The sequence below is a fragment of the Borreliella mayonii genome, assembly GCF_001945665.1.
Classification (GTDB): domain Bacteria; phylum Spirochaetota; class Spirochaetia; order Borreliales; family Borreliaceae; genus Borreliella; species Borreliella mayonii.
Map to the genome: position 1 here is coordinate 679,786 of NZ_CP015780.1, position 24,025 is coordinate 703,810.

Sequence of the window (24,025 nt, forward strand, 5' to 3'; positions counted from 1 at the left end):
TACTCCTTTTTTTATTTTAAAGCTCAGCATCTGTTGTTAATTTTTTAATTCCTATAAATTTATTAATAATAAACAAAAGGCTTAATATTGTAAAAAACAATATAGCAGAAATAGCATTTATTATGGGCTTGATACCTCTTTTTGTTAGTGAGTTTATTAGAATAGATAAATTATTAAATCCTTGCCCAGTAGTGAAAAATGATATCAAAAAATCATCTATTGATAATGTAAAGGCAATAAGAGCTCCAGTTGCTATACTACCAACGATTTCTGGATAAATTATATTGAAGAATATCTGAATTTCTGAGGCTCCAAGATCTTTTGCAGCATCAATAATATTGCTGGGAAGAGAATATAATTTTGGTAAAATTATTATTACTACGTATGGTGTTGAAAAAATTATATGTGATATTAGCATTGTGGAAAATCCCAATTGCATTTTTATTGCAGAATAAAATGTCATTAAGCTTATTCCTGTTACGATGTCTGGATTAATTATTGTTATTTTATTTGCTGATAATAGTATTGTTTTTAATTTTTTGTTTTCTGATTTGTAGATTGCATAAGCACCAATAATTCCAATAATAACAGAGGTTAAAGATGAGATTGTGGCTATTAAAATAGTGTTAAATATTGCTGATTTTATTTGACTTGATGCAAAAATTTCTTTATACCATTTTAGACTAAATCCTTGCCATATAAATCCACTGTCACCAGAGTTAAAGGAATAAATTATTAAGATTATTATTGGAAGGTAAATAAAGCTTAGTATTAGAAATAAAAAAATGTTTTTAAAAACTCTAAACATATTTTACTCTCCATTATTTTTTCTCATTAATTTTATTATTATTAAATTAAAAATTAATATTACTAACATTAAAATAAATGAAATTGCAGATCCAGTATTCCAGTCTTCTATAAAAAGAAACTGTTTGCTTATTAGATTTCCTATCAAAATTTGTTTAGAGCCTCCTAGCAAATCTGAAATTATAAATACCGTAATTGAAGGAATAAATACCATAATTATTCCTGTTGCTAGGTAAGAGAGCGTTAAGGGTACTTTTATATAAAGTAATATTTGCCACATTCTTGCTCCAAGATCTTGTGCTGCTTTAATATATTCTGACTTAATTTTTAAAAGTCCTGTGTATATTGGCAAGATCATGAAAGGCAAAAAATTGTATACCATGCCTATTGTAACAGCCTGTTCATTGTAAAGAAGATCTAAAGTGCCAATTCCTATCTTTTCAAATAAGTTGTTGATGAATCCGTTTTTTCCAAGTATTCTCATCCAGGCATAAGTTCTAAGCAATGTATTTATCCACATAGGAAGTATTATCATGATTATTAATTTGTTTTGAGCGCTTTTTTTTGATAATGAAATTAGCCAGGCAGCAGGATAGCCTAATAAAATGCAAAAAATTGTTGCTATTGTTGCTAGTTTTAGACTTCTTGAAAAGATACTAAGATAACTTGGTTTTAAAAGCTCAATAAAATTATGGATTGTAAATTCGTGTCTTTCATTTAAAAATCCCAACAATATTATTATTAGTAAGGGAAGAATACTAAATGTTAATAGGAATATAGAGTATATGATTAATATCAATTTTTTCACAACCATTATTCCTTGTGCATAACATGAATATCATCAGGTTCTAAGAATATGTCAACCTCTTCTCCAACTTTTGTAAGTCTTGTGCTTTGGACTATCCAATTTGTTTTTTGAATTTCTAGAGTCATTTCATAATGAACCCCTTGAAAAATTGCTGATGTTATAGTTCCGCTTAAATGTCCTTTTCCTTTTGGAAGCAGTTTTACGTCTTCTGGGCGTATTACAAGGTCAACTGCTTCCTCAGCTTCAAATCCCTTGTCAAGGCATTCAAATTCATGGCCTAGCAAACTTACAACCAGCTCCTTTTTATATGTTCCATCAAAAATATTACTTTCTCCAATAAAATCGGCTACGAATTTTGTTTTAGGCTCATTGTAAATTTCTTCAGGTGTTCCTACTTGTAAAATTATTCCTTCATTCATTACAACAATTCTATCACTCATTGTCAATGCTTCTTCTTGATCATGAGTAACATATATGAATGTGATTCCAAGTTGGCGCTGTATTTTTTTTAATTCTTTTTGCATTTCTTGTCGCATTTTTAAATCAAGCGCAGAAAGCGGTTCATCTAGCAATAAAAGCTTAGGTTCCATTACTATTGCTCTTGCTATTGCAACTCTTTGTTTTTGTCCTCCTGATAGTTCGTTAATATTTCTGTATGCATATTTTGGCATTCCTATTAATGAAAGAGATGCTTTTACTTTTTCTTTGATTATATCTTTTGGTGTTTTTTTCATTCTAAGTCCAAATGAAATATTGTCAAAAACATTCATATGTGGGAAAAGTGCATAATTTTGAAATACAGTATTAATTTCTCTTTTGTTTGGGCTGGTTTTAGATATTTCCTTAGAAAAGAAATAAATTTCTCCATTTTTTTGATTTAAAAAGCCACCCAATATTTTTATTAATGTTGTTTTTCCACATCCAGATGGGCCTAATAATGTAATAAACTCATTTTTTTTAATTTTTAAATTTATGTTATCTAAAGTTTTGTTTGTATTGTTATCATAGTAATGACTTAGATTTTTAATCTCTAGGATACAATTATCCAACTAATTCCAACCTCCTTATGGCGGTATTAATACAAATCAAGATTATACTTAATATTATTATTTATGTAAATGCCCTTTTTAAAAGGCGCTATAATTCTTGTCAAGAATTATTTTTCCAAATTTACCTTCTCTGAATTCTTTAATTAATATTTTTGATGCTTTCTCAAGGTTAAGTTCATTTTTTTTGTGGATTAATTTTCTTGCTTTTGCAAAATTTTGTAGAATATCAAGTGAATTTTTATGATATATTTCGTATTTTTTTAGTAAAATATTTTTATTATTTTGATCCATTATTTCAAGCAAATACAATGCAAGATCTATATTGTCTACTATTTCATTTTTGATCATGTCCAATATTACAAGTTTTTTTGCAATCGATTGGTCTACTAAATTATGCCATAAAACCCCTGGCATATCAAAAAGATTGATTTCTTCATTTATTTTTACTATTTGTATATTTTTAGTATATCCAGGTTTATTAGCAACTTTTGCGCTTTTTTTACCAGATAATAGATTTATTATTGAAGATTTTCCAACATTTGGGACTCCAATAATCAAAACCTTTATTTTTTCTTTATAATTTTTTATCTTTTTAACAATGGCTAATTTTTTAATAATATCTATTATTTGCTTGCGCATTCCTTTTTTGTAAATATTGCTTATTATTACGGTATTGCCAAGATTTTCAAAATATTTTTTCCATTTTATAATTTCAGTTATTTGAGCAATATCAGATTTGTGTAAAAGAATTATTTTAGCTTTATTTTTAATAATTTTTTCAGTTAATGGATTTTTACTACTAAATGGAGCTCTAGCATCAAGTATTTCTAGCACAATATTAGCTTTTTGCAAATTATTCTTTATTAGGTCTAAGGCCCTTTTCATGTGGCCAGGAAACCAGTTGATTTTATTTACCATGCCTAAATTATAGCTTAATGTGTATTGAATAATAAGTTATTTTTGTTTTTATGTTGTGAATTTATGTTAATTTCCTTTAAAAGAATTGTTTTTTTTAAAGAAAAAATATAATCTGTATTTGAGTTTTTATATTTTTTTAAAAAATAAATTTTATAGGAGGTTTGATTATTATTGCAAAAATCAAAAGAGGGTTAATAGTATCTTGTCAAGCTCTTGAGAACGAGCCTTTACATAGTAGTTTTATTATGTCTAAGATGGCTTTAGCAGCTAAAATAGGTGGAGCTATTGGAATAAGAGCCAACGGAGTTAATGATATTAGTCAGATTAAGTTAGAAGTTGATTTGCCAATAATAGGTATTATTAAAAAAAATTATAATAATTGCGATGTATTTATTACTCCTACTATGAAAGAGATTGATGAGCTTTGTAATGAAGGGGTAGATATAATTGCCCTTGATGCCACTTTTAGGAATAGGCCCAATGGTGTGCTACTTAATGATTTTTTTGAAAATATTAAAAAAAGATATCCAAATCAGCGTTTAATGGCAGATATTTCTTCTTTAGATGAAGCTATTAATGCTGATAAATTGGGGTTTGATTTTATTGGAACAACTTTATATGGTTATACAAAAAGTACTAATGGTTTAAATATTGCAGACAATGATTTTAATTTTTTAAAAACTTTGCTTAATTCTAATTTGAAAGCCACTTTAATAGTGGAAGGGAAAATAGATACCCCATTAAAGGCTCAAAAATGTTTTGAAATGGGGGTTGATTTAGTAGTTGTGGGGGGGGCTATTACAAGGCCCGCTGAGATTACTAAAAAATTTGTAGAAAAAATAAATCAGGTTAAAAAATAATTTTAAACTTAGGGGTTAATTTATTTTTTATTTTAGGAGGATTTTATGCTAAAGGGTTTTGAACAAGCCCAAAAATTTGGGCGTTCTTTTATGCTTCCCATTGCTATTTTGCCAGCAGCAGGGCTGCTTTTAGGAATTGGAGGCTCTCTTTCTAATCCAGAAACTGTTAAGTCGTATTCTTTTTTGAATATATTTTTCTTACAATCAGTTTTCAAGATAATGAGTGCGTCAGGTTCTATTATTTTTTCAAATTTAGCACCAATATTTGCTATTGGAATTGCTGTTGGACTTGCCAAATCAGATAGGGGTACATCTGGAATTGCAGCATTTATTGGCTACCTTGTAATGAATGCTACTATTGGAGTTTTAATTGATGTGTCAGGCAAAGCGGAGTCTTTCTCTAGTGGTGCTGTGGGCTTTGTTCTTGGAATTAAGACTTTAGAAACAGGGGTTTTTGGTGGGATTGTAGTTGGTGTTTTGACCTATTGCCTTCATTCTAGGTTTAACAAGGTAGATTTGCCCAAGGTTCTTGGATTTTTTTCTGGATCTAGATTTGTGCCGATTATTGTTTCTTTTTCTAGTATTTTTCTTGCTGTCATTATGTTTATTTTTTGGCCATTTGTGCAAAGTGGAATTAATAAAGTAGGAGGCTTAGTAGATTCTACCGGTTATATTGGAACACTTATTTATGGAATTTTTTTAAGGATGCTTGGACCTTTTGGTCTTCACCATATATTTTATTTACCATTTTGGACAACAGGTCTTGGGGGATCTGTTATTATTGATGGAAAGTTGATCGAAGGGACTCAGAATATCTTCTTTGCAGAACTTGCTGCTCAAGGTACAAATAGATTTTTTATTGGAACTAGTCGTTTCATGAGTGGTCGATTTATTACCATGATGTTTGGTTTGCCCGGAGCTGCACTTGCTCTATATTACACCGCAAAGCTCGAGGAGAGAGCAAAAGTTTTTGGTCTTTTAATGTCTTCAGCTCTAACATCGTTTTTAACGGGCATAACAGAACCTCTTGAATTTTCTTTTCTTTTCGTAGCTCCTATTCTTTATGTTATTCACGCTACATTTGATGGATTTGCTTTTATGCTAGCGCATATTCTTCAAATTACAATAGGTCAAACGTTTTCTGGAGGATTTATTGATTTCATTCTTTTTGGTATTTTGCAGGGAAATTCAAGAACTAATTGGCTGTTGGTGCCGGTTGTAGGCATTGTTTGGTTTTTTCTTTACTACTTTGCTTTTATATTTTTAATAAATAAGTTTGATTTTAAAACTCCCGGTAGAACACAAGATTTAAATTCTGAAGATTCTCCAAATTCTAAGAGTAGTGAGTTTGAAGAAAATTATGCTACTAAGGTTATCATTGGGCTTGGTGGCGCTTCAAATATTGTTGAGCTTGATTGTTGTGCAACTAGGTTAAGAATTACAGTAAGAGATGTTCTTAAAGTTTCTGAAAAAATTTTAAAAAAAACTGGTTCTAAAGGAGTAATTATTAAAGGCAATGGAGTTCAGGTGGTTTATGGACCAGGTGTTAGTGTTCTTAAGAATGAAATAGAAGAATTACTAGATGATTGATTTTTTTAAATAAGTAAATAGCCTTAAGCTATTTACTTATTTATCTTGTTTATGAAATCAACTGCATACTTTGTAAAGTATGATGTGTTTTGGGCGCTTTTGTAGCTTTGGTTCCCAATATGTAAGTGTGCGTGTGAATTTTCAAGAAGTATAATGGGAATATCTTTTTTTTCACCTCCATAATTTTTTATGAATTCGTTTATTTTTACCGGGTCTACTGTATGATCATTGGGCGTGTGGGTTATTATTAAAGGTGTTTTGATTTCATCGAAATTATATGAATTTAATAATGTTACAAGGCCCATCATTGCAATAATTGCGTCTACATGTTGTACTTTCGAAGAGTAGCTTTTTATAGTCATGTGTTCCTTTCGTTTATACTCTTTTGTTTCGAATTTATTGTAGCCACCTGTTATAAGATATGCAATTTGTCGTCCCCAGGGATAGTAAATGATATTTGTTCTCTTGTCATAAGGGAATATATTAGGAGAAATTAATACCACTGAGTTTATTTCATTTGGATAGTTTGCTAAAGCCCAGATGCTAGCAGTGCCCCCATTAGAGGTGCCAATTAATATTAATTTATCACCTATCAATTTGCCAATGTTAATAGCCTCATCAATATCTCTCAGCCAATCTTGGGTAGTTATCCCCCGAAACGCGTTTTTATTGTTAATTCCGTGTCCTTTAAGTCTTGTAAAAAAAATATTTGCATTAAGAGCTTTTGCAATATTATTTGGAACTGGATAAATTTCATTTTTTGATGCTCCAAATCCATGAATATAAACCACAGAATATTTTGTTTTTTGTGCTTTTTCTTTATACCAGATTATTTCTTTTTTTGTATTGTCTTCTAAATTAAATTGTAATTCTTCTTTTAATAGGTAATTATCAATTTCTTCTATGTTTTTAGGAATTGTTTTTTTTGAAAATTCATTTTTAAACTTTATCCTTGGACTAACTAGTATTAATAGTAATAAGAATATAATTATAAAAATGATATTTTTTATATTCATATAGAGATTCCCTTGTTATCTGGGACATTGTTGTTGCTATGGGTATCTTTTTTGTAACAATTATTGCAATGCCCTGAATAAATTATTTCAATAGATTTTGTTTCCCAGTTTTCTCCAAGTTTGTCTTTCAAAATATCTTTAATATCGTCAAGTTGAATAGGGTGGACTTGATTGCATTTGTTGCATTTAAAGTGAGCTATTGTGGAAGCCAAGCTTAGATAAAATTTTGTTTCTTTTTGATCGGTAGTTTTTATATCTTTTAGTATATTTCTTTCTTTTAGAATATTTAATGTGTTGTATACTGTTGCTTTTGATAGGCTTGGAATTTCTTTTACAAGTTTGTTATACACTTCTTTTGCCGTAAAGTATTCTTTTGGGTTTGATGCTATATAGAGAATGATTCTGTTTCTTGAATGAGACGCTTTCATTCCTAATTCTGATGTTAAATTTTTCAATAATACAGGATCGTTTGTAATGCCAACTTTTTCCAAGGCGGAATGGACGTCTATTATGTTATCGTTCATATATTATACCTTTTTATTTAAATTAAAGATTAAATACTTTTTATGTTCTCATTAAGATAATTTTATACCCAGTTATTAATATTTTACTACTTATTATTTATTTATTTTCATATTTTTTTATATTAGTATAAAAAATTAAATTTTTTATTTTTGAATTCAGTTTTATTTTGTTATCAAAATTATTATTTAATGGTAGTATCATTAAATTTAGTGTTTGAGAGTAATTTATTACATCTTGGATCTTTACTGTGTTATAAGAACCCCCTATATTTAAAATTAACCATTTTTTAGAATTTATTTTTTCAATTTTATAATTAATTGTATGAATGATATGTTTTTCAACATTTAAAAAGCTTATAAAAAAATTACTGTTTTTATCATTTCCTTTGGATATCAAAAATTCTGTACCATTAATGTAGCCTTTGGGATTGTTTTTAGTTATTATTATTTTTTCATAAGTATCAAGATCGCTGTATTTTGCTGTTATTTTTAAATTAGTGCCTTTTGTAATTTCAAAAACAGGTATTTCAAGAGCCGAATATTCAAGAAGATAATCAGGATTGCATTTTTTTAATGTTTTTTTATCTAGATTGATTTTAGAAGGCCATTTTATTTTAATGGATATAAAGAAGCTAGAGATAGTCTCATCTATAAAAAAATCAATTGTTGATTTTTTAGCAGAGTTAAAAGCTAAATATTGTTTTATTCCTAAAATTTTTTCATTTGAGAAGGAAAATGAGCTTTCAATAGATGCTTCTTTTATTAACTCTTTTTTTGATGAAACTTTAAAATAGGTTCTAGATGTGTTGAGAAATTCAACTTTTTTATCTTTAAATTTTATTTTATTTAATTTTCCATTTTCGAATTTGATATTGTATTGATCGTGAGATAGTGTGAAATTCCCTTCCATATTGTATTCCAAATTCTTAGGCACAATTGATTCTGAATTTTTGATAATTTCATCTTGGTGTTTATTTATCAAAAATTCTCTTAAACTTTTTTCGTTAATTTGATAATCTTTGAGTCTTTTGTTTTGAAAATTTATTATTGGCTCTTGCTCTTTCAGGGAGTTAAATTTCGGAATCTCTAGTAGTTCGGTAGTCAGTTTAGATCCTTCTAGATTTTGTATCTTAATGCTGTGTAAGTTATTTTCTAATGCTTTTAAATAAAGTAAAAAATTTTTTAAGTCTTGATTATCATAAGTTTCTTTGATTTCATAAAAATAAATAAGAGTTTCTACGTTGCTTTTTGGAGAATCTATTTTTTGGACTTCATATAAATATTGGCAGTTATTTTTATAAAAAATTAAGTAATTTTTATTATTTTTGCTCTGCCTTATTCCTTCTGTATAATTGAAATTAAGCTTTCTATAAAGCTCAGTCACTTTTTTTCTAAACTTTTCTATGTTGTATATATAAAACATAATAGGCGTATTTTGAAATATGTCTTTATATCCACTTTTGAATGGATTTTTTAGTGCCCAATACAAATCCAAATGTATCTCATCGTGCAGCATATATTCATGAGGGCTTCCACTGTAAGTTCCAGGCATATATATATCTATGTTGGTTTTAAATCTTTCAAATAGCCATTTATTCAATTCCTCGTGTTCTCTTAGAATTTCAAAAAAGTATATTGGAAATGTCCAATGTATTTTGTAAGCTAGCTGTTTGTGTTCAATCAAATATTTTATATTTGATATTATTAATAACAAGTTATTCTCTGAAAATTTAGTTATTGAAATAATAACAATATAAGTTTTTGATTTTTTTAGTTTTCTAAACATAAATTCTTTGTTTTTATAATATAAAGATTAGTCAATATTTACATTATATAATAAAAATTTGTGCTGGTTTTGTATATTTTGTATTTTTTGATATATAGAAGCAATATGCTATAGCGAATGTATTAAGTTTATGTTAATCTTATAATGTTAAATATAAATTATTTTATTTATATAAAGGGGTAAAATTTTTATGGCTAAAGACATATATTTTAATGAAGATGCTAGAAAAAGCTTACTTAGCGGCGTTGAAAAATTATCCAATGCTGTAAAAGTAACTCTTGGGCCAAAAGGGAGAAATGTTCTTATTGATAAAAAGTTCGGTTCTCCAACGGTTACAAAGGATGGGGTTAGCGTTGCTCGTGAGATTGAGCTTGAAAATCCGTTTGAAAACATGGGAGCACAGCTTTTAAAGGAAGTTGCTATTAAAACAAATGATGTTGCTGGTGATGGAACAACAACCGCTACTGTTCTTGCTTATGCTATTGCAAGAGAGGGTCTTAAGAATGTCTCTTCAGGAATTAATCCTATTGGAATAAAAAAGGGAATAGATCATGCTGTAAATTTGGCTGCTGAGAAAATTCGTCAGTCTGCAAAAAAAATTACAACAAAAGAAGAGATTGCACAAGTAGCTTCAATTTCTGCTAATAATGACAGTTATATAGGTGAAAAAATTGCTGAGGCAATGGATAAAGTTGGAAAAGATGGTGTTATAACAGTTGAAGAATCAAAGACTTTTGATACTACGATTTCTTATGTTGAGGGTATGCAGTTTGACAGAGGATATCTTTCTCCTTATTTTTCCACCAATAAAGAAAATATGAGCGTTAGTTTTGATGATGCTTTTATATTAATATATGAGAAAAAGATTAGTTCTATTAAAGAGCTTTTACCAGTTCTTGAGAAAGTTTTAGGAACAAATAAGCCTTTATTGATTATTGCTGAGGACATTGAAGGGGATGCTCTTGCTGCTCTTGTTTTAAACAGTGTTAGAGGAGCTTTAAAAGTTTGTGCAATTAAATCTCCTGGTTTTGGTGATAGACGAAAAGCAATGCTTGAAGATATTGCGGTGCTTACTGGCGGTGTTTTAATTAGTGAGGAGCTAGGTCTTACTCTTGAGACAGTTGAGATTGAGCAACTTGGGCAGGCTAAAACTATTAAGGTTGATAAAGACAATACTACTATTATTAATACCGGCAATAAAGAACAAATAAAGGAACGATCAGAGCTTATTAAAAAACAAATTGAAGATTCAACATCTGAATATGATAAAGAAAAACTTCAAGAGCGTCTTGCAAAGCTTGTAGGCGGAGTTGCTGTTATTAATGTTGGAGCTGTTACTGAAGTAGAGCTTAAGGAGAAAAAGCATAGAGTTGAAGATGCTCTTTCTGCAACTCGTGCTGCTGTTGAAGAGGGTGTTGTGCCTGGTGGTGGATCAACTCTTATTGAAGTTGCCATGTATTTAGATACAATAGATACAAGCAAACTAAGCTATGAGGAAAAGCAAGGTTTTGAGATTGTAAAAAGAAGCCTTGAAGAGCCAATGAGACAGATTATTTCAAATGCTGGTTTTGAAGGATCTATTTATATTCATCAAATTAAAACCGAGAAAAAAGGGCTTGGATTTGATGCTTCCAGCTTTAAGTGGGTAAATATGATTGAGAGTGGAATAATTGATCCTGCCAAGGTTACAAGAAGTGCGCTTCAAAATGCTGCTTCGATTGCTGGACTTTTATTAACAACAGAATGTGCAATCACCGATATTAAAGAAGAGAAAAATACTTCTGGTGGTGGTGGTTATCCTATGGACCCAGGAATGGGGATGATGTAAATTAAAAGTTTCGCCGGCGAACTTGTGTTTTTGCCGGTGAATATTTTATTATTCAAAGGAATTATTTTGAGTGAGGATGAGTTTGTTTTTTGTATAGGCTATGATTGTTCAAAAGCAATAGTAGATAGACAGCTTTTAAAAGAAAATAAAGGTAAAAGTGTTAAAGAACTTTTTGAACTTGGACTTTACAGAAGTGCTTTTAGTAAAGCTCTTTATAGAAATGACGATGTTCTTATCAATTATTTAATTGAAGAATATAATAAAATAAGTAATTCTAATTATACTAAAAAAGACGATTTCAAGCTTTTATTTGGAGTAGTTTATCCTGATGATATTAATAAGATAAAAGTGACATATATATAGTATAGGGGGTTTTGTGTTTTTATTGCAAGAATTTAGCGGCAATAGTAGCTTTTTACGAAGTTTGTTAGTTTTTGTGCCTGTTATTGCTATATTTTGGTTTTTAGTGATATCTCCTCAGCGCAAGGAAGAAAAGAATAAAAAGGAAATGATAAAAAATCTAAAAAAAGGCGATAAGGTATTAACAATAGGTGGAATTTTTGGAGTTGTGAAAAAATTAGGTGATACGGATGTTATTTTAGAATTAAGCCCAAATAACGAAGCGGTATTCATAAAAAACTCTATTGATAAGGTTTTGTCTGAAAAAAATGAAGTTAAAAAAGGTATTGTTTAAAAGTAAAATTAGAACTGTTAGCTAATAATGGTATTTTTTTAAAATTTTAAGGATTTGTATAATGAAAAAAGGATCTAAGCTTATATTGATATTGTTGGTGACGTTTTTTGCATGTCTTTTAATATTCCCGACTTTAAAGTGGTATTTTTTAATGAGCGTTGAGGATAAAAAAATAAGCTCATATTCACAAGAAGCTTTAAGGAATTATTCAAAGAAAAAAGCTTTAAATGATCTTGTTAAGCTTAAAGAGTTGTATAATAAAGATCCAAATAGCAGCATTCCAGCTAGTCTGTCTTATTTGATTCCTATAGCAAAAAATAATTATAAGTCTTCAATGAAAATTCCACCCAATATTTTTACTGCTAAAACCTTGCGTGAAGGATTTTTAACCGATTCAGATATGGGAGAAGTAAGCTTAGAGATTTATAGGTATTATGAGAATATAAAGAAGGACAAAAGTAGAATAATACATCTTGGGCTTGATTTGTCTGGAGGGATGAGCGTTGCCATTTCTCTTGATTATTCAAGTGTTGAAAAAAAATTAGGTCGTTCTTTGACTTTTGCTGAGAGAGAGGATGCTATTTATCGTATAATGCAAATTCTTAAGGATAGGGTAGATAGGTTTGGGCTTACAGAGCCTAAAATCGTAAGAGAGGCTGGTGGAAATAAAATTTTCTTAGATATTCCTGGAGAAAAAGATGAGAGTAGAGTAAGCACTCTTTTGAGTGGAAAAGGAAATTTAACTTTTTATGTGGTTGATGACGAGTCTACATCTCTTTTGCATAGAAAAATATTAGAAGCAGGCTCTTTTTTTTCTATTTCTGAAATTCAAGCAAGCATGAACCTTCCAGATAGTAAGCAAATTTTTCCTTGGTATGTTAAAGATTCTTATGGGGTGGATGATGAGTTATCAGTTCGTTATTATGTAGTTGATGCAAGTCCTGAAAATTCATTTGATGGTGCTCACATTAAAGATGCTGGGGTTTCTAATGATCCTAGAACGGGTCGAGATACTGTTGCCTTTAGTCTTGATGTTGATGGAAGTGAAAAATTTTTTAAATTTACTCAAAAAAATATTGGAAAGTCTTTGGCCGTTGTTATGGAAGGTAAAATTAAGTCTGTGGCAGGAATTGGGTATGCTATTACCGGGGGTAATGTTTCAATTCAAGGTGACTCTTTTGATAAAAAAGAGGCCTTAGATCTTGCTTTAGTTTTTAAAACCGCAGCTTTTCCAGTTGATATTAAAATAGATGATTTGAGAATAATAGGCCCTACTCTTGGTGCTAGGACTATTAACCTTGGTATTAAAGCTTCTGCGCTTGCTCTTTGTTTAGTTTTTTTGTTTATGTGTGTTTATTATGGTTTGAGTGGCATTGTAGCTGGATTTTCGCTTGTTATTTATAATATATTTTTAATTTTAGCAATATTGTCGGCCTTTAATTTTACTTTAACTTTAACAAGCATTGCAGGTCTTATTTTAACAATGGGTATGGCCGTGGACATAAATATAGTTATTTATGAGAGAATTAAAGAAGAAATTAGAGAGGGTAGGAAATTTGAAAATGCCTTTGAAGATGGTTTTAAAAAAGCTTTTTTATCAATTATGGATGCAAATATAACGACATTTATTGCAGTGATTTTTTTAACTCTTCTTGGAACAGGGATTATTCAAGGTTTTGCTTGGTCTCTTTCTGTTGGAATTGTAGCATCCCTTTTTAGTAGTTTGATTTTTTCAAGATTTATTTTGGAATTTATCATATCTGTTAGAAAGAGCAAATTTATAGGTATATCTTGGAGTTCAAAATATGCAAAGAGTAATTAATTTTTCAAAATATGGAAGCAATGTCTTAATTGTTAGTGTTGTTTTGATTTTGATTGGGCTTATTTATACTTTTTTTTATCATGGTGGATACAATTGGGGAATAGATTTTTCTTCTAGGGTTAATATTAATCTTTCAATAGAAAAATCAAATATTAAAGAAAATGAAATTAAAGAAATATTTTCTCCTATTTATAAGACTTTAGATGTTAATAGTATTTTTTCACCAAATGAGAATAAAAGCGAATTCTCTATTATGGTAAAGTCTGATGTCATTGATTATGCTTTTAAAACAGAAGTTCAAAAAACAGTGCTAGATGAACTTAAAAAAACATTTAATACTAATATTGAAGTTTTAGATTCTTATTTTATTGATTCAAGTTTTTCTTCTACTTTGAGAATTAGGTCAATATTTTTGGTATTAGGAACATTTATCCTGATTTTGATTTATATAACTTTAAGATTTAAATTAAGTTATGCTATTGCTTCGATACTTTCAATATTTCATGATATATTTTTTATAGTTGCTTTTTTAGGGGCATTTAGAATAGAGATTAATAGCTATATTATTGTGGCAATACTAACCATTATTGGATATTCTTTAAACGACACAATAATTATTTTTGATAGGATTAGAGATAATGTTAAGCGATTAACCGATAATACATTTTTAAATGTATTAAATATAAGTATTAGTCAAACTTTATCAAGAACTGTTTTGACGTCAGTTACAACATTTGTTGCAGTATTTTCTATTTATGTGTTTACTGAAGGGTCTATAAAAGATTTTTCTTTGGTATTTATGGTAGGGGTAATTGTTGGAACTTATTCTTCTGTATTCATAGCGTCTCCAATACTTTTAAATCTATATAAAAAGATAAAGTAAATCTTAAATAAGAAGATATTGTAGCATGAAGTTTTTTGATTTTGGTTCATTAGGATTTTATAGATTTTTTGATTTTCAAAAATATCTTAATTTTAGTATTTTTAGGTATAGTTTAATAAATTATTATTCTTATCGAGAACAATCAAGTCTTATTAACGATGCTAATTTGCTAAAAGATAAACTTGTGTTTTTGGATAAGATTTATAGAGATTTTAATCCTAGTATCAATAAATCTTGGGAGGCCAATAAAGCTATTTTTTTAGATACTTTACTTATTATTAAAAATTTGATAAGAAAATATCATCCTAATTCCCAATTTTTAGACATTCATGAAGATGAATTGTTAGAAGATGTTTCCTGTTTTAATAAATTTTTGGACAAGCTTAAATATTTAAATTTTAGAGTAGATCTTAAACAAAAAATTGAAAATTTTGAAAAAAAGAGTAAAGCTCCATTTTCTTGCATAAGAATTGCTACGTTCTTTATTCAAGAAGAATTTTTAGATCGACTTAGCAATTCATTGAATTTTTTCTCCAATGAGGCCAATAGTAATAATTTAGATGTAATTAATAAAGAAATTAATGATTATTATGAAAAAGTGGAACAAATTAAAAAAAGTAGCAATATTAAAGAAACTCATAAAAAATTTATCATAGATCACACAAAAGAGAGAATTGATAAAATCATGAAAGATCATAGTCTTGACATTTCTAAACTGCTTATAAAAATTGCTTTGCTTGAAATTACAATTCAATGTTTTGATAGCTATTATTTAAATTTATTAGAAATTTTACAAATTCTTTTATCTATCAATAATATAATTGAGATTGGTTTAAACGAATTACCAGATGCTATTTTTAATGAGTGGAATGAGCTTATTTATTTACGAAGAAAAGAGTTTCAAAAATTTGTTTTAATTTCTGATTATGTTTTCCAAAAAAGAATTGTATCTACTATAAATTCTGGAAATTGGAAATTTGCCTTTTTTACTCTTGCCCCCAGACAAGGGGATGTTTTTCAGTTTTCAGTGGATATTGCTAAAAATTTTGATAATATTGAGGATGGAATCAAAGAATATGAATTGAAAATAAGTAAATTTAATGAATATAGGTCGGGCTGGGAGGCAAATTTAAAAAATTTTGGTCATTTATTTTTAGAAACACTTTAACTGTATATCTCTTTTAATCTTTCATAAATAATTTTTACTTCATTATTTATTATTTTGGGAATTTTTACTATCAATGTGACTTTAAGATCCCTTTTTGAGCTGCTTCCAATTATGGGCATTCCCAGTCCTTTTAAGTTAAGAATTTCTCCATTTTTTGCATCCGAAGGAATTTTAAGTTTTATTTTTTTCCCTTCAATTGTTTCAAATAGCTTTTCGCAACCTAAAGCTATTTCCCAGGGATAAACCTCTATTGCTGTTTCTAAGGTTTTTCCATTCAGTTTAAAATTTTTATAACTTGATATATTAAATTTGACTATTAAGCTCCCTTTTATTCCAGAAATTGGATTAATAGAACCTTTGTTGTTTATTTTTATTTTAGTTGTTTCTAATGTCCCTTTTGGGATTATTATCTCGATTTTTTTGTTGTTTATAAGTACTATTTTTTTACTTCCCATATAAGCATCATAAAGTGAAATATTTACAGTTATTTCTCTGTCTGCTGTTTGTCTTGAAGATCCTCCAAATATTTTGGAAAAAAAATCTAAATCTTCAAAATTGCTAAATCTTGTACTATTAAATTCTCTTTCAAAATGGTCGTTGTTGCCATTAAAATTAGTGCTACCCAAAGAGTCGTAATTTCTTTTTTTATCAGGAGAAGATAAAATTTCATAAGCTTCATTTATTTCTTTAAACTTTTCTTCAGCTATTTTGTTTCCCTTGTTTTTGTCCGGGTGATATTTTATTGCCAATTTTTTGTAAGCTTTTTTGATTTCTTCATTACTAGCATTTTTTTGTATTCCAAGTATATTGTAGTAGTCTTTGGTCATTAAAAATCTCCTTCAAATCTCCCTTATTTATTATATTTTTTAAATATATTTTACTATTTGTACTTTATATATGTTATAATTAAACCTAAATTTTTAAAAGACCAATTATGAGAGTAGATCTTTTACCTCTTATCGAGTTAAGCCTTTATATTAATGTGTCATTTTGTTGTAAAGATTTTAGCATTTTTAATAGAATTTTAGAGGAATTAAAATGCCATTTAATTTTGCTGGGTCATCCAATTATAAAAACACTTTACATTAAGCATATAGATTTTTGTTTATGCAGGCAAGATAATTTAAAATTTATTTTCACTTCTTTGTCCAAATATATTAATTTGGCTTTATTAGAAGAATTTACTTTAGAAATTATTCCAGGTTATGTTGATTTTGAAACATTAAAACTTTTGGATGAATTTTGTATTACTCGAATTAATCTTAATGTTCAAAGTTTTTCTTTAGAATTTAGAAAGATTGTAGGGATGCCTGAAATTTCTTATGAAAAATTGAATATTTTGATTAGCAATATTAGAAAATTTCCTTTTGATTTAAATATTGATATGGCTATCAATATGCCTTTGCAAAAAAAATCTCATCTCAAGCGTGATTTGAAAGAATTGCTTTCATATATTCCTGAGCATATTTGTTTTGGTGATTTTATATGTGAAGAGGAGGGCTTTATTATCTTGAGAGATTTTGATAACGGTATTAATTCGGAAAAGCTTTGGTTTTGTGCTCTTGAGTGTCTAGAATCCAATGGCTACATTAATTATGAAATTACTAATTTTGCATTAAAGGGTCATGAGAGTAAGCACAATAAGCTAAATTGGGAGTTAAAACCGTATTTAGGATTAGGATTGCATGCTGTAAGCTTGCTCTTTTGTAATGATAAGAATAATAATGTAAGAGCTTTGATTAGAAAAGATTTTGGTTTTGTTAAAGCAAATAATCACTTGGTAACGTTTAAATTTTTAGAGGATTTAGAGTTTTTTATTTATCATTTTATTCAAGGGCTTGGAACTATTCAAGGTGTTAGCATGCGATCTCTTAAGCTTAGATTTGAGTATAATGAAAAACAATTTATTCAGTTTATTGATTACTGCTCAACTTTAGGTAAAAAGTTTGTTTTTAATGACAATATTATTTTATTAAAAGGGCATGAAAGGTTTAAGTTAGATTTTTATTTAGTAAAAATTATAAACTATTTTGATGATAACTTTTTTAAAGTGAAGTTTAGGCTTCCTTGATTTGTTTGTTTTGGTAATAAACTATTTTTGTGTTTTTATGGTTGAATATTCCAATCTCAAGTATACCTGGAAATAGCTTGAAGTATTTTTCTGTTCCTTCAGGATTTTCTACGTGCATTTTTACATCTAAGATATAATTATTGTTATCAGTTATAGTAGGTCCTTTTTTTTCGTTACAAATTCTTAAGGTTGTGTCTAAATTCATTTCTTCAAGTCTAGTCATAATAAATCCAACAGCACTTTGTGCAACTTCTATGGGAATAGGCATTTTTGTTCCCAATTTTTTTACAATTTTTGTTTCATCTGCTATTATTAGTAATGTTTCTGAATTGTAAGCTATTACTTTCTCCATTAGATGAGCGCCCCCCATTCCTTTTATTAAGCTTTTTTTTTCTAATAGAATTTCATCGGCTCCATCAATTGCAATGTCTAGATTTTTGTTAAGTTTTGAAAAATTTGATTCATAGGGAATTTGTTCTTTTGAGAGTAAATATTTTGTATCACTACTTGTTGTATAGAATTTTAAATTTTTCAAGCTGCCCGATTTTATCTTTTCGCTTAAATATTTTATTGCATAATAAATAGTTGTACCTGTTCCGATCCCAAGGTTCATATTGTTTTTGATGTAGTGATCAATTGCATATTTTGCTACCAAACTTTTTTGATTTTCCATAAATTCTTTTCCTTGCTTGATGAACTTAAAGCTCAATATATTTTAAAGTATATCATTATTTAATTAAGGTTGAAATCTTGACTAGATTTTGTGCTAATTTATAATTATTAGTATTAGTAAATAAAATAATATGCTAGGAGATTTTATGTATAAATTAGTTTTAGTAAGACATGGAGAGAGTGAATGGAACAGAGAAAATCTTTTTACTGGTTGGACAGATGTTAAACTTTCTAATAAAGGTATCGATGAGGCTGTAGAGGCAGGTTTGCTTCTCAAGCAAGAAGGTTATTCTTTTGATATTGCCTTTAGCTCTTTATTGTCAAGGGCTAATGACACTTTAAACATTATTTTGCGAGAACTAGGTCAATCTTATATTAGTGTAAAAAAAACCTGGAGATTAAATGAGAGACATTATGGGGCTTTGCAGGGTTTAAATAAGTCAGAAACAGCTGCAAAATATGGGGAAGATAAAGTTTTAATTTGGAGACGTAGTTATGATGTGCCACCAATGTCTTTGGATGAGTCTGATGATCGTCACCCCATAAAAGATCCAAGATATAAATATATTCCTAAAAGGGAACTTCCTTCAACAGAGTGTCTTAAAGATACTGTTGCAAGGGTTATTCCTTATTGGACAGATGAAATTGCAAAAGAAGTTCTTGAAGGTAAAAAAGTTATTGTTGCTGCTCATGGTAATTCTTTAAGAGCGCTTGTTAAATATCTTGACAATTTAAGCGAAGAAGATGTTTTAAAGCTTAACATTCCTACAGGCATTCCTTTGGTTTACGAATTAGATAAAGATTTAAACCCCATTAAGCATTACTATTTAGGTGATGAAAGTAAGATTAAAAAGGCAATGGAATCTGTTGCTAGTCAAGGAAAGTTAAAGTAACGATTTATTTGTATTAAAGTGTTAATAAGTCATATAATTATGGCTTATTTTTTTATCATTTTAAGGCTTGAATATATTTACTTACAATCTTTTCAAAGCGATCAATACCAATTATTTTGATAAATCCAGCTAATTTAGGCCCTTTTTCTTTGTCGATTAAAATTTTATAAATTTGTTTAAAAAATAAAGCAGGTTCTATATTATTTTCTCTTGAAATTTTATATATTTCGTTTTGAATGTCTTGTTCTGTAGCAACTTCAAAATTTTTCTTTAAAAAATCCAAAAGTTTATTAATTGCTTTTTTGCTATTTTCTTCTAGTATTTCTATATTGTCAAATTTAGATCTTAATGAAAATTTGAAATCTTCAGGTGCAAAATCTCTTATCCAATTAATTGCACAGTTTATTTTATTTATTAGTTTGTCTTTTTGATCTTCTTGAACGTTTTTCAAGTAATTTAGAATTTTATTTATATTATTTTCAAATATTTGACAGATTACACTTAAATGTCTAAATCCGATTTGATAAGGGATTTTTTTGCTTGGCATGTATGGTTGAGATAGCTCGTAAATTCTTTTAAATGATCTTTTTTTTTCTTCTTTTATATCTTCTACTCCATAGTAAATTCTCTCAAACTTGTCGTAATCTTCGTATATTTTGATTACGTCAAGATCAAATGAGATTGAAAATTCAGTATTTGGCTTTGTAGCGGCAAATAAAAATCTTGTGACCTCAGGCGTGTAAACCTCAAGAACATCTTTGAGCGATATGACATCTCCTGATGAGGAGGATATTTTCCCTCCACGGCCTTTTATTGAAATAAAATCATATTGAAATGTTACAGGTGGGCTACCTTGAAAAATTTTTACAATATTTTTAGATGTATCAAAACTACCGCCACTGCTGTGGTGGTCTTTTCCTGCAGGTTCAAAGTCAACTTTTTCATATTTCCATCTCATAGGCCAATCTATTCTCCAGGGAAGTTTAATCGCCCATGTAGTTCTTATATCTAGAGATTCTTGATTTCCACATTCACATGAGTATTCAACAGAGTAATTATTGTCATAATTATTTACAGTTGTTGTATCCCTATTACATTTTGTACAAAATATACTGATTGGATACCAATTTTCTTCAAGCTTTGAAGTTCTATATTCGTTTAATGATTCAGAGAGTTCTTTTTTATGATCAAGTGCAAATTTTATTTGGTTTGCATAAGCACTGTTGGTATATTGTTTACTTTGGTCAATGAATTCAGGATTGATTCCTACTATAGGCAGATATTTTTCAAATTCAATTTCATTAGCCCTTGCATAACTTGTTTTGTGGCTTCTTGTATCAGGGACTCTTGTTATTGCCTGCCTTAAATAAGTTGTAAGAAGTTCTTGTTCTGGCATATTTTTGGGAACTTTTCGAAATACGTCGTAATTATCCCAAGAATAAATAAATCTTACTTTTGATCCAGAGCCTCTTAAAGCTCTTGCTACAAGGTCTACCGAGATAACTTCTCTAAAATTGCCAATGTGCACAGTTCCAGATGGAGTAATTCCTGATGCTACTGTGTATAAGTTTTTTGGACCTTTTTCTTTTTTTATTTTTTCTGCGTAAAAATCTGCCCAATGCGCTGTCTTCACATTTTATTCCTAATTTAAATTTAATTAAATTTTAGCATTTTGTTTTTAAAGTTTCAAGAATTTAGAAAATTGTAGTTAAATGTTAATTTATAAGTCTTTTAATTAGCTTGTCTTCCTTGTTCCAATTTTTTTTAAGCTTTACCTGTAGGAATAGGTTGCATTTTGTTTCAAAAATTTTTGCAATTGTTTTTCTTGCTCTTTCCCCTATTGATTTTATTTCTTTCCCGTTTTTTCCTACAATTATTCCTTTTTGACTTTCGTTTGCTACAAAAATATTTGCCCTGATAAAAAGACTTCTTTTTTTATTTTCTAAGGTATCAATATCCACATATAAAGAATAGGGAAGCTCTTCTTTTAGGTTTTCAATAGCTTTTTCCCTTATTATTTCACTAATTCTAAAATTTATTTCTTGATCCGTGTAGTATTCTTGTGGATAATAAAGTGGTCCTTCTGAAAAATTTTCATAAATTTTATTTTTTAATTCTTCTGTGTTAATTTTTTTTTCAGCAGATATTTTAATTATATTATTATCTTCTATTCCTTTTTCTTTTAGAAATTGTGTTATTTCTTTTATTTTTGTATTTTTAAGGTCAATTTTATTAAGTAGTACTAAAAATTTAATTTTAGAGTTTTTAATTATTTCTAACATTTTATTTTCTTCTTCTCCAGGTTTGTCTTGAATGTCTATTGTGTATAAAATAAGTCCAACTTCTCCTATTGAAGAGTGTATGTTTTTCATCATTGCAATATTAAACTTTTTTTTACTCAGATGAAATCCCGGTGTGTCTATAAAAATAATTTGTCCCCTGTTGTCCGTAAAGATTCCTTTTATTTTGTTTCTAGTTGTTTGCGGAATGGGGGATATGATTGATATTTTATGTCCGCATATTGAATTTAAAAGGGTAGATTTTCCAGTTGATGGTCTACCAAGTATTGCTGCAAATCCCGATTTCATGTTTTAGCATTCCTTAAATATATAATATTCATACATTTTTTATTATAATTAATTATATAGCATTTTAAATGCTTATTTTTAAGTAAAATTTAAGGAATTTTAGTTTGGCAAAGATAAATTTTGAAGTTTTTTGTGAGCAATGTGGTGAAAAAGTTGGACTTAATAGGTCTGTTTGTCCTAACTGTGCTGCTAAGCTTGGTGATATCGAATGTCCAAATTGTAGGCATGTAGGTCCAGTTTCTGCTTTTGGAGAAGGTTGCCCTAATTGTCACTACAGTCCTTTTCAAGAGCTTAAAGAAAAACCCTTTAAAAGAAAAGAAAGAGCAAGAATGGTAAATGATAGAGCAGCTTCTAAGGTCTTTGTAAGGCTTTTCCATTTTGGGATTAATGTTAGTATTTTGCTTTATTTATTTTCAAGTTTTTTATTTGTTATACTTTTTCTTTATATTGTTTATGGCTAAAGGCTTTTTATGGGTATTACAGTTTTTTATTTATTTTCTATTTTTACCTCTTTTGTTATGGGTTCTAGCATGGAGTCTGTTAAAGATAATGTTCTCAAGAGTACTATTTTTTATTATGATGTTGAAGAAGTTGAATTTCCTTATGCTAGGAAGCAGACTTTGCAATTTATTGCTAAAACCCATTTAAAATATGCTGTTTTTAATTTTGACAAAAATAAAATGTTTTCCTACACTTTTGTTTTTGATAAAAAATTAATATCTCAGTATTCAATTTTTATTGAGGTAAAGAAAAAGTTTGGTGAGGCTACGCTGGTAACGCCTTTGAATTATTTATGGGATCTTGGTGATTGTATTATTGTTTTAAATAAAAATATTTTAAGAATGACTTTAAAATCTTATATTTCAAATTATAATAAATGATTTTTAATAGGGCTGATAATTGAAAAAAATTTTAAAATGGTTTTTATTTTTAGTTTTGCCGATGTCTTTTTTGTCTTTTACTGATCATTTTTATGATAAAGAAGTTGTGATAAATGGGGTTAAGTTTTTTGTTAAAATAGCATCTAATAAGCTTGATAGGGCAAAAGGTTATATGGGTACTGAAAAAGTTGAATATGGCAATGGAATGCTTTTTGTTTTTAAAAAAGAGCAAAATTTATCTTTTTGGATGGAAAATACACCTTTGTTGCTTGAAATAGCTTATATTGATTCAAATGGAATTATTAAAGAGATTTATGATTTAGAACCGTACTCTAGGGCAAATGTTAATTCTCTTTATAAGGCAAAGTATGCTCTTGAGCTTCCAAGAGGCTCATTTTCTAAATTTCAAATAAAAATTGGTGATAAGGTGTATTTTTGCTTTGATATTAATTCTTTGTCAGTAGAATGATTTTAAAATCATTGAGCTTTGATTTCTTGAAGTTCTTCTTCTATTTGATTTTCTTTAAGTTCATTTTTATTAGATTCTTTTGATGAATTTGTTTCTTCTTGCTTTAAGGTAGACTGCTCACTTGATTCATTTATATTCTTATTTGTTTTATTATTCTCAATGCTTTCGTTGTTGGTTGTTATTATTTTTTTAAAAATAGTTATTGTTGAGGCAATCTCGTCAATTGCATCAAGCAAAAATGTTTCACTTGCAAATTCTTCTGCTTTTACGATATATATTAAAGAGTTGATTCCTCTTTCTGCATTATGAATAATTTCCCATGATCCAAATACTCTGTTATTATAGCTGTCGCTCATAAGGGATTCAGATATTTCTTTTATTTTTTGTGTGCTTATGTCAAATACTTTGACAATTCCAAATATTTCTCTTATCTTTGAATTTTTATATAAGTTTAGCCTTGACCTGATGATTATTTCTTCTCTTTCGTTATTGTTTATATCTTTAAATGCTATAAAGTCATTTTCTGAGTCTATTTTATATTCAATTTTATTTTTATCTAAAAATTTTTTAATTCTCTTGTCATACTGTATATTCTTATAATTGCAAGAAATGAATGTAAAAATGATAATAATCATGCTATAGAATAATGTATCAATATTCATTATTCTTGCAAATAACATTGTATTATTTGGCATATG

General features: G+C 28.4%; 25 protein-coding genes. 13 read left to right on the forward strand and 12 right to left on the reverse strand.

The window, feature by feature from the left end:
* Positions 1-16: 16 nt before the first annotated feature.
* The 4 genes from Bmayo_RS03240 to ylqF all read right to left on the reverse strand — a co-directional run bounded on the left by Bmayo_RS03240 (position 17) and on the right by ylqF (position 3,582).
* Positions 17-808, reverse strand: a complete 792-nt coding sequence (locus Bmayo_RS03240) for an ABC transporter permease (protein WP_076342428.1) — start codon at positions 806-808, stop codon at positions 17-19.
* Positions 809-811: 3 nt separating this feature from the next.
* Complete coding sequence (locus Bmayo_RS03245) at positions 812-1,615, reverse strand: ABC transporter permease (RefSeq protein ID WP_075552501.1); 804 nt, start codon at positions 1,613-1,615, stop codon at positions 812-814.
* 5 nt (positions 1,616-1,620) lie between these two features.
* Positions 1,621-2,664: an ABC transporter ATP-binding protein gene (locus tag Bmayo_RS03250; protein ID WP_075552299.1), complete on the reverse strand. Its 1,044-nt coding sequence runs from the start codon at positions 2,662-2,664 to the stop codon at positions 1,621-1,623.
* Between the two features lie 78 nt (positions 2,665-2,742).
* Positions 2,743-3,582: a ribosome biogenesis GTPase YlqF gene (gene ylqF / locus Bmayo_RS03255; protein ID WP_075552300.1), complete on the reverse strand. Its 840-nt coding sequence runs from the start codon at positions 3,580-3,582 to the stop codon at positions 2,743-2,745.
* Positions 3,583-3,743: 161 nt separating this feature from the next.
* Between ylqF and Bmayo_RS03260 the strand changes: the two genes are divergently transcribed.
* Together Bmayo_RS03260 and Bmayo_RS03265 are read left to right on the forward strand one after the other, a co-directional pair.
* Positions 3,744-4,442 carry an N-acetylmannosamine-6-phosphate 2-epimerase gene (locus tag Bmayo_RS03260; RefSeq protein WP_075552301.1) on the forward strand — a complete coding sequence of 233 codons (699 nt, stop codon included), beginning with the start codon at positions 3,744-3,746 and terminating at the stop codon, positions 4,440-4,442.
* A gap of 45 nt (positions 4,443-4,487) precedes the next feature.
* A complete protein-coding gene (locus Bmayo_RS03265; protein ID WP_075552302.1) occupies positions 4,488-6,032 on the forward strand; it encodes a maltose/glucose-specific PTS transporter subunit IIC in 1,545 nt (514 codons plus the stop codon).
* Positions 6,033-6,064: 32 nt separating this feature from the next.
* On the opposite strand, the gene Bmayo_RS03270 is transcribed toward Bmayo_RS03265, so the two are convergent.
* The 3 genes from Bmayo_RS03270 to Bmayo_RS03280 form a co-directional block, all read right to left on the reverse strand.
* Complete coding sequence (locus Bmayo_RS03270) at positions 6,065-7,048, reverse strand: lipase (RefSeq protein WP_075552303.1); 984 nt, start codon at positions 7,046-7,048, stop codon at positions 6,065-6,067.
* On the reverse strand, positions 7,045-7,572 hold the full coding sequence (gene bosR / locus Bmayo_RS03275; RefSeq protein ID WP_075552304.1) for an oxidative stress transcriptional regulator BosR: 528 nt from the start codon (positions 7,570-7,572) through the stop codon (positions 7,045-7,047). Before bosR ends, Bmayo_RS03270 begins: the two co-directional genes overlap by 4 nt.
* 97 nt (positions 7,573-7,669) lie before the next feature.
* On the reverse strand, positions 7,670-9,358 hold the full coding sequence (locus tag Bmayo_RS03280) for a histidine kinase (RefSeq protein WP_075552305.1): 1,689 nt from the start codon (positions 9,356-9,358) through the stop codon (positions 7,670-7,672).
* A gap of 190 nt (positions 9,359-9,548) precedes the next feature.
* Between Bmayo_RS03280 and groL the strand changes: the two genes are divergently transcribed.
* From groL to Bmayo_RS03310, 6 genes are all read left to right on the forward strand, one after another.
* The gene (gene groL / locus Bmayo_RS03285) at positions 9,549-11,186 is read left to right on the forward strand and encodes a chaperonin GroEL (RefSeq protein WP_014653826.1); all 1,638 of its coding nucleotides are present in this window, start codon (positions 9,549-9,551) and stop codon (positions 11,184-11,186) included.
* Positions 11,187-11,252: 66 nt separating this feature from the next.
* Positions 11,253-11,549, forward strand: a complete 297-nt coding sequence (locus Bmayo_RS03290) for a hypothetical protein (protein WP_075552306.1) — start codon at positions 11,253-11,255, stop codon at positions 11,547-11,549.
* A complete protein-coding gene (yajC, locus tag Bmayo_RS03295; protein ID WP_145924593.1) occupies positions 11,542-11,880 on the forward strand; it encodes a preprotein translocase subunit YajC in 339 nt (112 codons plus the stop codon). Before Bmayo_RS03290 ends, yajC begins: the two co-directional genes overlap by 8 nt.
* A 61-nt stretch (positions 11,881-11,941) precedes the next feature.
* Complete coding sequence (gene secD, locus Bmayo_RS03300) at positions 11,942-13,702, forward strand: protein translocase subunit SecD (protein WP_075552308.1); 1,761 nt, start codon at positions 11,942-11,944, stop codon at positions 13,700-13,702.
* Entirely contained in the window at positions 13,686-14,585 is a 900-nt protein-coding gene (secF, locus tag Bmayo_RS03305) for a protein translocase subunit SecF (protein ID WP_075552309.1), read from the forward strand. Before secD ends, secF begins: the two co-directional genes overlap by 17 nt.
* Before the next feature lie 25 nt (positions 14,586-14,610).
* Positions 14,611-15,753 (forward strand): hypothetical protein, encoded by a 1,143-nt coding sequence (locus tag Bmayo_RS03310; protein WP_075552310.1) that lies wholly within the window; start codon positions 14,611-14,613, stop codon positions 15,751-15,753.
* Here Bmayo_RS03310 and Bmayo_RS03315 read toward each other — a convergent pair.
* On the reverse strand, positions 15,750-16,580 hold the full coding sequence (locus Bmayo_RS03315; RefSeq protein ID WP_075552311.1) for a DnaJ domain-containing protein: 831 nt from the start codon (positions 16,578-16,580) through the stop codon (positions 15,750-15,752). The two genes, Bmayo_RS03310 and Bmayo_RS03315, sit on opposite strands and share 4 nt — an antisense overlap.
* A gap of 107 nt (positions 16,581-16,687) precedes the next feature.
* Here Bmayo_RS03315 and psgB point away from each other — a divergent pair, with 107 nt between their 5' ends.
* Complete coding sequence (gene psgB, locus Bmayo_RS03320; protein ID WP_075552312.1) at positions 16,688-17,824, forward strand: HemN-related non-iron pseudo-SAM protein PsgB; 1,137 nt, start codon at positions 16,688-16,690, stop codon at positions 17,822-17,824.
* On the opposite strand, the gene rpiA is transcribed toward psgB, so the two are convergent.
* Entirely contained in the window at positions 17,811-18,497 is a 687-nt protein-coding gene (gene rpiA, locus Bmayo_RS03325; RefSeq protein WP_075552313.1) for a ribose 5-phosphate isomerase A, read from the reverse strand. The genes psgB and rpiA overlap by 14 nt on opposite strands.
* A gap of 145 nt (positions 18,498-18,642) precedes the next feature.
* Here rpiA and gpmA point away from each other — a divergent pair, with 145 nt between their 5' ends.
* Positions 18,643-19,389: a 2,3-diphosphoglycerate-dependent phosphoglycerate mutase gene (gpmA, locus tag Bmayo_RS03330; RefSeq protein WP_075552314.1), complete on the forward strand. Its 747-nt coding sequence runs from the start codon at positions 18,643-18,645 to the stop codon at positions 19,387-19,389.
* A 55-nt stretch (positions 19,390-19,444) separates the two neighbouring features.
* Here gpmA and lysS read toward each other — a convergent pair whose 3' ends face one another.
* Positions 19,445-21,022: a lysine--tRNA ligase gene (lysS, locus tag Bmayo_RS03335; protein ID WP_075552315.1), complete on the reverse strand. Its 1,578-nt coding sequence runs from the start codon at positions 21,020-21,022 to the stop codon at positions 19,445-19,447.
* 82 nt (positions 21,023-21,104) lie between these two features.
* Positions 21,105-21,977 (reverse strand): GTPase Era, encoded by an 873-nt coding sequence (gene era / locus Bmayo_RS03340; protein ID WP_075552316.1) that lies wholly within the window; start codon positions 21,975-21,977, stop codon positions 21,105-21,107.
* Positions 21,978-22,081: 104 nt separating this feature from the next.
* On the opposite strand from era, the gene Bmayo_RS03345 reads away from it, so the two are divergent.
* The 3 genes from Bmayo_RS03345 to Bmayo_RS03355 are packed head-to-tail and all read left to right on the forward strand — an operon-like array spanning position 22,082 to position 23,327.
* Positions 22,082-22,438: a hypothetical protein gene (locus Bmayo_RS03345; protein ID WP_075552317.1), complete on the forward strand. Its 357-nt coding sequence runs from the start codon at positions 22,082-22,084 to the stop codon at positions 22,436-22,438.
* 9 nt (positions 22,439-22,447) lie between these two features.
* On the forward strand, positions 22,448-22,858 hold the full coding sequence (locus Bmayo_RS03350; protein WP_075552318.1) for a hypothetical protein: 411 nt from the start codon (positions 22,448-22,450) through the stop codon (positions 22,856-22,858).
* Between the two features lie 19 nt (positions 22,859-22,877).
* A complete protein-coding gene (locus Bmayo_RS03355) occupies positions 22,878-23,327 on the forward strand; it encodes a DUF192 domain-containing protein (protein ID WP_075552319.1) in 450 nt (149 codons plus the stop codon).
* An 8-nt stretch (positions 23,328-23,335) separates the two neighbouring features.
* Here Bmayo_RS03355 and Bmayo_RS03360 read toward each other — a convergent pair whose 3' ends face one another.
* Positions 23,336-24,007, reverse strand: a complete 672-nt coding sequence (locus Bmayo_RS03360; RefSeq protein ID WP_075552502.1) for a hypothetical protein — start codon at positions 24,005-24,007, stop codon at positions 23,336-23,338.
* Positions 24,008-24,025 lie beyond the last annotated feature (18 nt).